This is a genomic window from Oscillospiraceae bacterium, from assembly GCA_034925865.1.
Lineage (GTDB): Bacteria > Bacillota > Clostridia > Oscillospirales > SIG627 > SIG704.
On sequence record JAYFRN010000014.1, the window covers coordinates 56,538 to 69,095 of the forward strand.

Here is a 12,558-nt window from a genome sequence, read left to right on the forward strand (position 1 = left end):
GAAAAGAGACCTTAAGAATCCCCTAAACTCATTCTAAATCCATTCCTGTATGAGCTTTTTGGGGGTCCGGGGACTTTTTCGCTAAAAAGTCCCCGGCAGTAATAAAAGGGTTTTATGATGAATTTATCAGAAAAATTAATTTCGCTCCGCCGCGAGCTTCATATGTATCCGGAGATCGGCTTTGATCTGCCGCGCACTCACGCGCTAGTCCGACGCGAGCTGGACGATATCGGAATCGGCGGAGAAAATGCGCGTGAATGCGGAAAAAGTAGTCTTTACGTTTATATCAATCCGGAAAAAGCCTCTCGATATACCATAGCGCTCAGAGCCGATATGGATGCGCTTCCCATTACGGAGAGAAGCAGCCGTGAATACGCTTCACGCATACCTGGGGCGATGCATGCCTGCGGGCATGACGCGCATACCGCGATAATGCTCGGCGCGGCACGTTTGCTTTTTGAACGTAAAGATAAACTTGCCTGCGCAGTAAAGCTTTTATTTCAGGCAAACGAAGAAGGATATGACACCGGGGCGAAATATGTGGCCGAGGCGGGCTTTACAGACGATGTCGATATAATCGCCGGGCTTCATGTCGGCAACGATGTGCCCTCCGGATATATCGGGCTTTGTCCCGGCGCGGCAATGGCCGGCAGCCATACCGTAAAGGTTGATTTTTTCGGAAAACCGGCGCACGCCACCCAAATGCAGCTGGGAGCAGATTCTATTGCAATGGCGGTTGAGGCTTACCAGAGAATAAACGCAATGAATTCGCGTTTTTTCAGCGCCGATGACAAACGTGTTGTTTTCGTCGGAGTATTGCGCGGCGGAGAAGCGCCGAATATCGTCTGCGCAAAATCGCACATGGAGCTGACTGTCCGCGCCTTCGATATCGCGCTGGATAAAAAAATAATTGATATGATTTACTCCGCCTGCCGCGGCGCCGCGTCAGATTTCCGCGGAAGCTGTGAAATTGATTCTGCGCATTATACGTTTCCGGTGATAAACGACGCTTTTCTCTGTGCTTCGGTGGAGCGCACGGCAAGAGCCGTCGTGGGAAAAGATCGATTTGTCGTCATTCCTCCGCAGATGGGCAGCGAGGACTTTTCGTTCTATCAGCAAAAAATACCGGGCATTTTCTTCCGTCTCGGCACGCGCGGAGCCGGCAATTCGGAGGCGCACACCGATACCTTCGATCTCGACGAATCTCAGCTTACGCTTGGCGCGGATATGTTCCTGGGCTTCGTCCGCGACAACATGAATAACCTCCGCTCAGAAGATAAGCGCTGAGTATTTACTCAACTCCTGGTTCTGAGCAAAAACATAAAATTACGCTTTTTTATGAAATTTATCAAATAACGGAAATAAAATTGAAAAATTATAGTAGGCGCGAAATTAGTCCGGTTGTTATTAACTCGGCATTTAAATAATTACCGCTTAAGAGAGAAAAGACTCTGGTATATGGGCTTTTCTCTCTTATAAAACACCACTTATTTAAATGCCGTTTTAATAATCTCACGCGCCTATTCAACATAATCGGATGGAATAGCTTTACTAAGGATATATATGACTGAAATAATTATTTGCAGCAAAAACGACATATATCAAAAATTTGAAGTGCTGAAAACAAATCGAAATAAGCGATATCATTATAATGAATTTCTTGTAGAAGGCGTACGCAGTCTGAAAGAAGCCGCCAATAACCGTTGGAAAATAAAAGGTTTTTTGTACGACAAGACTTCTCTCTCGGACTGGGCAAAAGACATGATTCGCAGTGTAAATACTGAGGTCAACTATTGTCTTTCAGCAAATCTTTTAAGCGACCTGAGTGGAAAGAATGACGGCTCCGAATTGATGGCAATCATAGAAATGCGAGAAGATAGCCTAGACAAAGCAAATATATCAGAGAATCCATTTATTGTCTTATTTGACAGACCATCCAATAAAGGTAATTTAGGAACTATGATACGTTCCTGTGATGCGCTCGGAGCAGATCTTTTAATTTTAACAGGTCATGCAGTTGACTTGTACGACCCTGATGTTGTAGTATCTTCTATGGGATCATTTTTTAATTTACCGGTAGTCCGTGTATCGGACAACAAACTTCTATATCAATATATTAGTAGATTGAAAAAACAATATCCCACCTTCACAACTATTGGCACGACAGCACATAAAAAAGAGCCGATATATAATATTAATTTAACTCAACCGCTTATACTAATGATTGGGAATGAGACAATGGGATTGAGCAATGAATTCAAAGAATACTGTGATATTCTATGCACAATCCCAATGAGTGAAAAATCATATGCCTCGTCCTTCAATGTAAGCTGTGCGGCGTCAATATTAATGTATGAGGTCGCCAAGCAACGGAGCAATCAGTAATTTGGATAAATACAGTTAGTTGATTTGTTGTGCGTCCTGACTGTTCAAAAGGTGATCTCAAATGGTGTATTCTGCAGGGCGGCAGTATATTTTCTGCCGCCTTTTTGTCGCCCAGGTCAATTCGTTAAACTCCGGGGACTCGGGGGACAGAATCGCCGATTTAATTTTAATAACAATCAGTTGCTATAGATTTCTCTTTTATTAACTCGGCAATTACACAATTACCACTAAAAGAGAGAAAAGGCTCTGGTATATGTTTTAATAAACCACTTGACAAGACACTATGTTTATGTATGAGCCGGTATATAATAAAAAAATATATTTTCAGAATTATATTGACAATTGTAGTATTGAGTGCTATTATAATATTACAAACGTAGAATAACTTTACATAATTAGAACAAGCGAGGTGAATTTCAATGCGGAAAAAAACCTTTACCGCAAAAAAAATCGTGAAGCTCCCCGACAGCGAGCTCAACCTGATGATGCTCATCTGGGAGGAATATTCAAACGGAGAAAAAAAGATAACCGCTTCAATGCTTACAGAGCGGCATCCGGAAACGCTCGGAGAGCTAAAGCCAACGACTGTTCTGACGCTCCTCACGAGGCTTGAGCAGAAGGGCTTTATAGAAATCGATAAAGAAAGACGTCCGAATTACTGCGTTCCTTTGATTCAGGAAAAGGAATATAAACAACTGATTACCGAGGATTTTGTAAATGTTGTATACAGAAAGGACGCGAAAAGTCTTGTCTGCGCTCTTATCAGGCAAAACAAACTCGCGGAGGAAGACATCCGGGAAATCAGAGATATGATCGCGTCTGAAATCGACGCTGACAGTTGATTTTCGATCGGTGGAGTTGTTATCATGAGTATGAGTATGAATATGATTTTGCTGAAGCTTATTCTCTCCGGTGTGTTTTGCTCGCTCGGGGCATCGGTGATACACATAATAAAGCTTAAACACAAAAGGCATTCGGAAACCGCCGCCGGAATATATTACGCCGCGATCGCCGTTTTGCTTCTCTCTGCATTTCCTCTCTCAGCAGGTTTATCCGTAAAGCCGGTATTTACAATTTCGTCATCGTCCGTCGGGAGCCAACCGGAACAGCCTGGACAGAGTATAAAAGACACTGAAAAATATTCAGACATATATTATTCCGGTTCATATGCCGTCCCCTCAACCGGCGAAAGCGAAAGCATCTCATCTCCGGTTACTTCCTCAAAAAAGCTTTTCTCGATACCCGAGAATGCGGTGATGTCGATAGTGATTATATGGCTTGCCGGCGCGTCCGCCGCGATTGTTAAGCGTGTATACAGCTATATGAAAATAAAAAAATCGCTTTTAAAAAATTCGCACCCCCTCGCAGTCAAAAGCAGCAAAATCTCAAACGCGGATGAGATCATTTCTATGTTTGCCAAAGTGAAAGAAGCATGCGGAGTTAAAAAGGCTTCCATCAGAATATTGAACTCGGATTTTTCATTCTCGCCTTGCACTTTCGGCATTATAAACCCGGTCGTCTATATCACTCAGTCAGTCGCTTCTATAAACTCCGGGTTGGAGTATGTGTTCATCCATGAATGCATGCATATCAAATACCGTGATCCGGCATTACGGCTCGGCGCGAGCCTTGCATCCTGCATTCATTGGTTCAATCCTATGTCTGCAATGCTTTTACGCGACCTTGAAGAGCTGTGTGAATTTCAAAACGATTCGCGGGTGCTTTCGGTTTCAGGCAAGGAAGGCTTTACCCGATATGCCAATACGCTTTTTGAGATCGCTCTGCTCATTTCGGCAAATCCTGTTCCCACGTCTGATTCTACCGCAGCATGTATTTTATCATGCTGCAGCAATGAAAAGAATAATTTATTAAGGAGGCTTACCCTGATGAAGTACAATAGATTTTCGAAACGCCGCTCCGCTGTTTCGGCCGCGATATGCTTTTTGCTCGTCTTCGCAGTCATGGCGGGCAATACTGTGCTTATGAATTCCTGCGGAACCGGTAAAAATCCCGGGACGACCGAAACAAACCAGATTCAAACAGCTACGACCTCAAGCCAAACAAATACTCCTGTTATAAATACCGGTATACAAGCGCCGGTTTTCATCGGTATCTCAGCGATTTCATTCCCTCTAGACAAAAAAGACTGCGCGATAAAAAATTATCTCGGTCTGATCATCGGAGCTGATTATGAGCCCGCGATTTATGAAAGCATTAAAACAGCAGAAAAAATCGATGATTTATATTACCTTGTAAACGGTGAAAAGGTCAGCTGTTTTCCGATAAAAATCGAGAAAAATTTATTGGATTCTATTACGGAAAAAATAAAATTAAAAAGCGAATTCGATTCAAATAGGCTAAGAGCTTTTTATATATTAAGAGATTCACATGATCCTTTACTGACCGATGAACAGCGCGAAGCAATCATTAAAGGCTGCCCTGAAAGCGAATATTGTCCGTTTTATATTCTACCAGTAAATATTTCAGATCATGAACTGAAGCTTATTAATAGCACTTTTGCTGAATACGAAATTTTCTAAATAACTTCGCTTTCTATTCTTTACAAGCGTCGGTTTCTCGGTTTGGATAAAACTTATCATGATTTCGATAAAATTCGCGCGGTTTCGCGCGAATTTTTTTATACAGGCGTTCATTTCTGAAGACTGCAATTAAATATTATTTGATATATATGAAATAATTTTCCATATATCACAGCCTTTTCTCTCATAAAGCGTGATTATTTAATCCGGTGCTAACAATCACAAAACATCGCTTTCAGCATAAAATACAACAAAAAGCCTTTAGGATGGTATTTGAAATGTCAAAAGGAATTCTTGTCATAGAGCTCCGTACCGGGCAGGACGCTCTTCCGGTCGGAGACAGCAGCATAGTGGTAAAAGCCGAAAACGGCGATACGGTATATCAGGGATATATCGGCAATGAGTCCGCCGGATTTTCGGAAGAAATAGAGCTTGACGCGCCGGAAATATCGCTTTCGCTTGCGCCGGACAGCGCGGAGCTTCCTTATTCAAAATATGATGTCTATGTGGAAAATCCGGCCTTCTTCCCGTTCGATATTCAGGGCATACAGATTTTCGGAGATACAAAGGCGATACAAAAGCTTCAGATGATCGCGACTCCCGTACAAACACAATACACACCTGTAAGTGTCGATATCGGTGAGCATGGGCTCCGGCTTAATGAACCGAAGAAACCGGAATACGACGGTAAAGTATTCGCCAAGAAACAAGTATTCATACCCGCCTTTATAACCGTTCATCTCGGCGATCCTTCCTCAAACGCGCCGAACGTAAACGTTGATTTCAAGGATTACATAAAAAATGTCGCAAGCAGCGAAATATATCCGACATGGCCGGAAAATTCACTACGCGCCAATATAATAGCCCAAATATCCCTCGTGCTCAACCGTATATATACCGAATGGTATCCGGAGAAGGGATATAATTTCAATATCACATCATCTCCGGTTTATGATCAATATTTTATTTACGGTCGCAACATATATGATAATATAAGCATGATCGTGGATGAAATTTTCAATGTCTATATGATAAAACCCGGACGCACAGAGCCATTTTTCGCTGAATATTGCAACGGCTCCTCCATCACCTGTAATGGCATGAGCCAATGGGGCACGGTCGAGCTTGCTGATCAGGGAGCCTCCGTCGACGCGATACTGAAAAATTACTACGGAGATATAAATCTGGTCAGCACGGATGTGGTAAGATCAACAGTCGGTTCATACCCGGGTTATCCGCTGAAAACCGGAATGTCGGGGGAATATGTCAAATCAGTCCAGAACCAGCTGAACAGGATAGCTGTAAATTATCCTTCCATCCCTTCCTACGCTTCCGACGGAGTGTACGGCGCGGAAACCGAGGACGCAGTCAAGGAATTTCAAAAGCTTTTTGATCTGACGCCGAACGGAATCGTCGACAAATCCACATGGTATCAGCTCTCATATGTAAATTCGGCAGTAAATAAGCTTTCAAAGCTTACAAGCGAAGGAAACAGCGCAGTTTACAATGAATACGAATACCCGGGATATCCATTGAAATACGGCTCGTCCGGCGATGATGTGAAAAAGATGCAGTTTTTCCTTGATAAAATATCCGTATTTTACCCGACTGTGGCACCGGTCAGTATCGACGGCAAATTCGGTTCAGGCACAAAAAACTCCGTAATGGCGTTTCAACGAACCTTCGGCCTGGCTCAGGACGGCATTGTCGGAGCGGAAACCTGGAATCAGATAACAAACGCATACAGAGGAATAGGCCAAAATGTTATTGTCCCGCAGCAACCCGCGGAGCTTACGCCCTTTCCGGGGAAACCCGTATACAAAGGTCAGCAGAATGAAAACGTCGAATATATTCAGCGCGTGCTTAACTCGATAGGAGAGGTGTTCTCACGCATTCCGGCGCTTGTTCCGGACGGCAAATTCGGAAACGCCACTTATGATGCCGTGGTTGCATTTCAATCCATATTCGGATTAAAGGAAGACGGAATAGTCGGTCAGGTCACATGGAATCACATGAACGAGGTATATTCCGCCGTCGCATCCGGTTGTATATATGAGCTTGATCCCGATGTACCAATTGTAACTTATCCCGGAAGCCCGGTCGGACCGGGCAGCACAGGAACTGATGTAACATATATTCAGAACAGTATAAATAAAATCCGCCTTTTGCTGGCCGAAATACCCCGTCTCACAGCTGACGGAGTTTACGGACCAGACACAAAGAAAGCCGTCATGATTTTCCAGGGGATATTCGGGCTTCAGCAGGACGGTATTGCCGGAAAGGACACATGGTCAATGATAAATTATATGTTGTCGGCGGTTTCATCCGGCTGTATGGTTCCCCTTGTCCGCATTCCCACTGAATTACCGAGGGGAAACGGAAACGCCAACAGACCTCCGCTGCTTGGCGAGGATATGCAAAATTACTTGAATAGAATGTAAACTGATATACTAAAAATCCGACCGGAACGTCAATGACGTTCCGGTCGTTTGCTGGATAATTATTTATTTTGTATTGTAGCGTTCTATTATTAAAAACGGCAATTTAATATCTTTCCGGAAGCTTTTCATTAGGATTGCTCCACTGTTACGGATAAAATCTGTTGTGTATACCCCTTTGAGGTATAATACTCCGTAATCTCGGCTTTCGATCTGCCGTAGGTTATTCCGTTCCATTCGCTGTCCTTTGGAACAACATAGGTCACGATAGTGCCGTTCAGGGTATAAGTGCCATCGGGATCGGTTTCTTTGAAGTGTCCGTATGCTTCGGTTGCTTCCGTTTCGCTTGTATAGTTATATAAAAGCGTATGTTCGGATACCTTTTCGTTTTTGAATTCGCAGATATGCACTTCATAATAACCGTCTGCCTGCTTGCCGAAGGCGAGCCGGTCGCCGATAAAACCGTCCATTATCTCGGTCTGGCTCAGAGTTTCACTTTTGACAGGCTCGGCGGCGTCATTGCATGAATACATAGCGAGACAAAGCACGCACAGAAGCGCAAACGCAAGCATACGTACGAGGATTGTATTTTTCATTTATGAATTTCCTGTTCCCGGATCAAACCAGCTCAAGCACGCCGTTTTTATCCGCGGAGCGCATCTCGGCATTTGTTATGCGTATGGCTTCCTTGCTGGATTCGAGCGGAATGCGGTCGCAGATGAAGCCGTTGTCAACACAGGTGGTGTAATAAGCAAGCTCGTTGTAATACGCGTCGAGCGACGGACCGTATATTGAAATATCCGGGGAGAAAGAGGGCTTCTTGTGGGGATATACTGTAAGCTTGCCGTTTTCATAGAGGATACATGCATCCTCAAGGTCAACCTTGTAGCCGTATGTAAAACCGACACCCTTGTATGCCGTGTCGTCGATGGCGGTGATGGTTTTGCGGTCGTCATAGATGTAGTTGGTGTTGACGATATCGTATGCGCTGCCCGGGAAGGTGGTTTTTCCGATAGTGGAAACACCCTGTGGCATACCGAAGATCCAGTTGATTACATCGATATCGTGGACGTGCTGGTCGCAGAGAGCTCCGCCGCCCTTTTCGCGTTTGATTATCCAGTTTTGCCAGGAGCCGCTTGTTTCATGATCCTGATATCCGCCGCGCCAGAAATATCCGCCGTTTACTCCGCCGTAGGTCTTGTTGACGACAATCTGTTTAAGATATACATATTCGGGCCAGAAGCGCAGGCAATGCCCGATGATAAGCTGTTTTCCGGCTTTGTGAGCGGCGTCAATCATCTTCTGGCAATCCTCCTGATTGATGGCCATGGGCTTTTCACAGAAGCAGTTTCTGCCGCTTTCGAGCACCTTGATCGCGGCCTCGCAATGGAGATATGTGGGCATTACGATATCGACATAGTCGAGATCTTCTTTTTTCAGCATTTCGTCAAGCGAGGTATAGTGAGCATAGTCGGACAGATTCGTTTTAGGCTGTCCCTCGTTTTCAACCAGATTAACGATGGCGCTGTCTTTTCCTTCAAGCTTATTTTTTTCGACATCGCATATAGCGACAACCTTGATGGGATATCCGTCGCGCATAAGCTTTTCATATGTAGACAGATGAAATTTACCCATCCGTCCCAGACCGGAAATACCTATTCTGAGCATAATATTCTCCTTTATTTGACTGATTAAATTTTACTTATTATATATTGATCTTAAGAAATATTTTCTTTCCTTTGCGTATGATGATTCCGTTCTCAAAATCGGATTTGGCATAGACTAATGCAAAATCAGAAATTTTTTCTTCATTGACGCTTATTCCTCCCTGGGAAACAAGGCGGCGCGCCTCTCCTTTTGAGGGAGCTAATCCGGATTTCACGAGAAGATCCGTGATTATGATCCCGCCATCTGTGAAATCACAGTCGGAAAGCGTATACGAAGGCATATCGGCGGCAGCTCCGGCGGATGCGCCGAATACCGTGCCTGCGGCGTCCCGCGCCTTTGCCGCTTCTTCCTCGCCGTGAACCATCTTTGTCAGCTCGTAAGCGAGGCGAACCTTTACCGGATTAAGCTCGGAGCCAGAGAGCACTTCATATTCGGCTATTTCCTCGAGAGGAACAAAGGTCAGCATTTTCATTAGACGTACGACGTCGCAATCGTCCGTGTTGCGCCAATATTGATAAAATTCATACGGACTGGTCTTCTCCGGATCAAGCCATACGGCTCCCTTTTCGGTTTTGCCCATTTTCCGCCCGTCTGAGGTAGTCAGCAGCTTGAAGGTCATACCGTATGAATCGCCGCCCGTTTTACGGCGTATAAGCTCCGTTCCGGCAAGGATATTCGACCATTGATCGTCGCCGCCCATTTCAAGGGTGCAGCCGTAATCCGTGTAGAGCTTGTAAAAATCATATGCCTGCATCAGCATATAATTGAACTCGAAAAACGTCAGACCTCTTTCATATCTGATCTTGAAGCATTCCGCGGCAAGCATCCTGTTGACCGTGAAGTGTACGCCGACTTCGCGCAGAAAATCGATATAATTGAGATTCATAAGCCAATCGGCGTTGTTGAGTATCATTGCCTTTCCGTCTGAAAAATCTATAAAGCGCGACATCTGCTTTTTAAAGCAGCTCACATTGTGGTCGATAATTTCCGGTGTAAGCATTTTTCGCATATCGCTTTTGCCGGATGGATCTCCGATCATTCCGGTTCCTCCGCCCATAATGGCGATCGGACGGTGCCCGGCCTGCTGCAGATGCTTCATTATTACCATCTGCAGAAAATGACCGACATGAAGGCTGTCGGCTGTCGGGTCAAACCCGATATAGAAGGTGACGCAGCCGTTGTTCAGCTTTTCTCTGAGCCCTTCTTCGTCTGTGCTCTGCGCAAGCAGTCCCCGCGCGCAAAGCTCGTCATATACTTTCATGTTGTATGTTAACCTTTCATAATTGTCGGCCTGAGCCGTCTTCTGTTATTAAAAGCTCCCCGGCGCTCCTGACGGTGTTTTCGGTGATGTTCATACCGCCCAGTATCCTCGCAAGCTCATTGATCCGTTCCCGGTCGGAAAGCGTTTTAAAAACAGTTTCGGTGCGCCCGCCGTCCTCGCGCTTTTCAACAAGGATATGCGTGTCGGCGGCGCCCGCAACCTGTGCGGAATGAGTCACGCAAAGCACCTGACGCTCCGCTCCGAGAGAGCGCATGGAAAGACCGATTTTCCTCGAGGTCTTTCCGGAAACGCCGGTGTCAATTTCGTCAAATATCATTGTACCCGCGTCAAACGCGGTTGTCAATACCGTTTGTAAAGAAAGCATAATTCTTGACAGCTCTCCGCCGCTGGCGATTTTGGACAGAGGCATAAATGGCTCACCTGCGTTTGTCCTGATCATGAATGAAATGTCATCGGCGCCGTTTATATCAAAGGCGCAAATACCGCCCTTTTCCCGCGGCGATATCGAAACGCAAAAGCCCACCTTGGGCATATCAAGATAAGAGAGCTTTTCGGTTATGTCTTTTTCAAGCAGTCGTGACGCGCGTTCTCTTACCGCGTGTATTTTCATCGCGAAATCCTTGACACGCGAAACAATCAAAGCGCGGGACGCCTCCAGCTCCGAGAGCTTTCCTGCGCCGGACTTAAGCAATTCCAGCTTTGCCTTGTTTTCTTCAAGGTGTGAAAGAACAGTGCCGACATTTTCTCCGTATTTGAGCTTCAGATGGTATATGATGTCAATTCGAGATTCCACCTTGTCCAGCTCGGCGGACGGATCGTCTATATCCTCTCCGCAGATAGCCGCTATCGATTCCGCGGCCGCCGACGCTTCATACGAAAGATTCATCAGGCTTTCCGATACAGCGCCGAATTCGGGAACAAGCGAAACAAGCTCTGACAGCTTTGCGGACGCGAGCATCAAAAGCTCGGCGGCGCCCCGCTTTCCCGCGCCCGCGCCGTTGACGGCTCTGATGGCGAGCTTTACGGCGGAGCAAATTTTTTCAGCGTTGACGAGCCTTTCGCGCCGCGCGAACAGCTCTTCCTCCTCGCCGGGCTTTAATCTGGCGGAGGAGATCTCATTTATTTCATATTTTAAAAGCTCGGCGCGTTCCGCCGCGCCTTTTTCGCGCGCTGTAAGCGACTTGATTTCCCGTTCGCATTCCGTCAGCTCTGAAAACGCGGAACGGTATTCGCTTATTAGCTGTGAAAGGTCAGAATCCGGCAGCTTTTCGGCGTAAACATCGAGATACCCGATATGCTTTGATTCGTCGCACAGAGCGAGAGACTCATTCTGACCGTGGATGACGATCAGGGAAGAGGCGGCCTCCTTCAGCACTGAAACAGTGGTGACGCGTCCGTTTACCCTGCAGACGCTGCGGCCGTCAGAGGTCATAGATCGACATAACTCAAGCTGTCCGTCGCGCGTGGCCGCTATTCCGGAGCGTTCAAGCAAATCGTATACATACCCGGTAACGCCGTCAAAAACTCCGGATACAAGACAGCCGCTTTCTCCGGTGCGTATTATATCACGCGGAGTTCTCGCTCCGCAGAGGAACCCGATCGAATCTATGAGGATGCTTTTGCCTGCGCCGGTTTCGCCTGTTAGAACCGTAAAGCCCGGCGCGGGGAGCAAATCGGCCGATTTTATCAGCGCGATGTTTTCTATATGTATGCCTGAAAGCATGATGATGTCACTGCCTGTATTCGTTAATAAGTCCCTCTATGCGCGTGCAGAACAAGAGCGCTTTTTTGGGGGAAGCAAAAGCTATGAATATCGTGTCGTCGCCGGCCAGCGAACCGAGAACCTCATCCCATTTAAGTGAATCGATTGCCGCCGCTGCCGCGTTTGCGGTTCCTGGGAGAGTATTTACTATGGCAAAATTTTGAGCCTGAGCAACCTTGATGACAACCTGTATGAGTACGCTTATGTATTTGCGTGATTCACCCCAGATTTCTTCGTCCGTTCCGATAATGTATTTATATGTGCTGTCGGTATCGGCCGTTTTGATCAGACGGAGCTTTTTTATATCCCGCGAGATGGTCGCCTGAGTCGCGTTGAAACCGGCGGCGTTGACAAGCTCCGACAGCTCGGTCTGTGTCCTGACTTCATTGTCCGCAATAAGCTTCAGTATGAGATCGTGTCTTTTTTCCTTTGAATTTTGTGATGCTCTGCCCATATAATCAGTTCCTTCCTCTGTTTTTCTAT

At 45.9% G+C, this 12,558-nt stretch carries 10 protein-coding genes; 5 read left to right on the forward strand and 5 right to left on the reverse strand.

The features are described from left to right. The first annotated feature begins 114 nt into the window (after positions 1–114). The 5 genes from VB118_06995 (at position 115) to VB118_07015 (ending at position 7,366) form a co-directional block, all read left to right on the forward strand. Positions 115–1,287, forward strand: coding sequence for a M20 family metallopeptidase (locus VB118_06995; protein ID MEA4832345.1), 1,173 nt, complete (start codon positions 115–117; stop codon positions 1,285–1,287). Positions 1,288–1,563: 276 nt separating this feature from the next. Then, positions 1,564–2,385 carry a TrmH family RNA methyltransferase gene (locus VB118_07000; GenBank protein MEA4832346.1) on the forward strand — a complete coding sequence of 274 codons (822 nt, stop codon included), beginning with the start codon at positions 1,564–1,566 and terminating at the stop codon, positions 2,383–2,385. Positions 2,386–2,804: 419 nt separating this feature from the next. Beyond that, entirely contained in the window at positions 2,805–3,227 is a 423-nt protein-coding gene (locus VB118_07005) for a BlaI/MecI/CopY family transcriptional regulator (GenBank protein MEA4832347.1), read from the forward strand. A 36-nt stretch (positions 3,228–3,263) separates the two neighbouring features. After that, positions 3,264–4,925, forward strand: coding sequence for a M56 family metallopeptidase (locus VB118_07010; protein MEA4832348.1), 1,662 nt, complete (start codon positions 3,264–3,266; stop codon positions 4,923–4,925). A gap of 278 nt (positions 4,926–5,203) precedes the next feature. After that, positions 5,204–7,366: a peptidoglycan-binding protein gene (locus VB118_07015; GenBank protein ID MEA4832349.1), complete on the forward strand. Its 2,163-nt coding sequence runs from the start codon at positions 5,204–5,206 to the stop codon at positions 7,364–7,366. Between the two features lie 128 nt (positions 7,367–7,494). Here the strand turns inward: VB118_07015 and VB118_07020 are convergent, their stop codons facing one another. The 5 genes from VB118_07020 to VB118_07040 are packed head-to-tail and all read right to left on the reverse strand — an operon-like array spanning position 7,495 to position 12,529. Then, entirely contained in the window at positions 7,495–7,959 is a 465-nt protein-coding gene (locus tag VB118_07020) for a hypothetical protein (protein ID MEA4832350.1), read from the reverse strand. Positions 7,960–7,981: 22 nt separating this feature from the next. Continuing rightward, a complete protein-coding gene (locus VB118_07025; GenBank protein MEA4832351.1) occupies positions 7,982–9,031 on the reverse strand; it encodes a Gfo/Idh/MocA family oxidoreductase in 1,050 nt (349 codons plus the stop codon). 37 nt (positions 9,032–9,068) lie between these two features. Continuing rightward, positions 9,069–10,292 carry a tyrosine--tRNA ligase gene (tyrS, locus tag VB118_07030; GenBank protein MEA4832352.1) on the reverse strand — a complete coding sequence of 408 codons (1,224 nt, stop codon included), beginning with the start codon at positions 10,290–10,292 and terminating at the stop codon, positions 9,069–9,071. Positions 10,293–10,308: 16 nt separating this feature from the next. After that, the gene (gene recN / locus VB118_07035; protein MEA4832353.1) at positions 10,309–12,036 is read right to left on the reverse strand and encodes a DNA repair protein RecN; all 1,728 of its coding nucleotides are present in this window, start codon (positions 12,034–12,036) and stop codon (positions 10,309–10,311) included. A gap of 7 nt (positions 12,037–12,043) precedes the next feature. After that, positions 12,044–12,529 carry an arginine repressor gene (locus VB118_07040; protein ID MEA4832354.1) on the reverse strand — a complete coding sequence of 162 codons (486 nt, stop codon included), beginning with the start codon at positions 12,527–12,529 and terminating at the stop codon, positions 12,044–12,046. Positions 12,530–12,558 lie beyond the last annotated feature (29 nt).

Excerpts from the sequence above, each read along its gene's own strand:
- VB118_06995 (MEA4832345.1), top strand. The coding sequence starts at position 115 with ATGATGAATTTATCAGAAAAATTAATTTCGCTCCGCCGCGAGCTTCAT.
- VB118_07000 (MEA4832346.1), top strand. The coding sequence starts at position 1,564 with ATGACTGAAATAATTATTTGCAGCAAAAACGACATATATCAAAAATTT.
- VB118_07005 (MEA4832347.1), top strand. The coding sequence starts at position 2,805 with ATGCGGAAAAAAACCTTTACCGCAAAAAAAATCGTGAAGCTCCCCGAC.
- VB118_07010 (MEA4832348.1), top strand. The coding sequence starts at position 3,264 with ATGAATATGATTTTGCTGAAGCTTATTCTCTCCGGTGTGTTTTGCTCG.
- VB118_07015 (MEA4832349.1), top strand. The coding sequence starts at position 5,204 with ATGTCAAAAGGAATTCTTGTCATAGAGCTCCGTACCGGGCAGGACGCT.
- VB118_07020 (MEA4832350.1), bottom strand. The coding sequence starts at position 7,959 with ATGAAAAATACAATCCTCGTACGTATGCTTGCGTTTGCGCTTCTGTGC.
- VB118_07025 (MEA4832351.1), bottom strand. The coding sequence starts at position 9,031 with ATGCTCAGAATAGGTATTTCCGGTCTGGGACGGATGGGTAAATTTCAT.
- tyrS (MEA4832352.1), bottom strand. The coding sequence starts at position 10,292 with ATGAAAGTATATGACGAGCTTTGCGCGCGGGGACTGCTTGCGCAGAGC.
- recN (MEA4832353.1), bottom strand. The coding sequence starts at position 12,036 with ATGCTTTCAGGCATACATATAGAAAACATCGCGCTGATAAAATCGGCC.
- VB118_07040 (MEA4832354.1), bottom strand. The coding sequence starts at position 12,529 with ATGGGCAGAGCATCACAAAATTCAAAGGAAAAAAGACACGATCTCATA.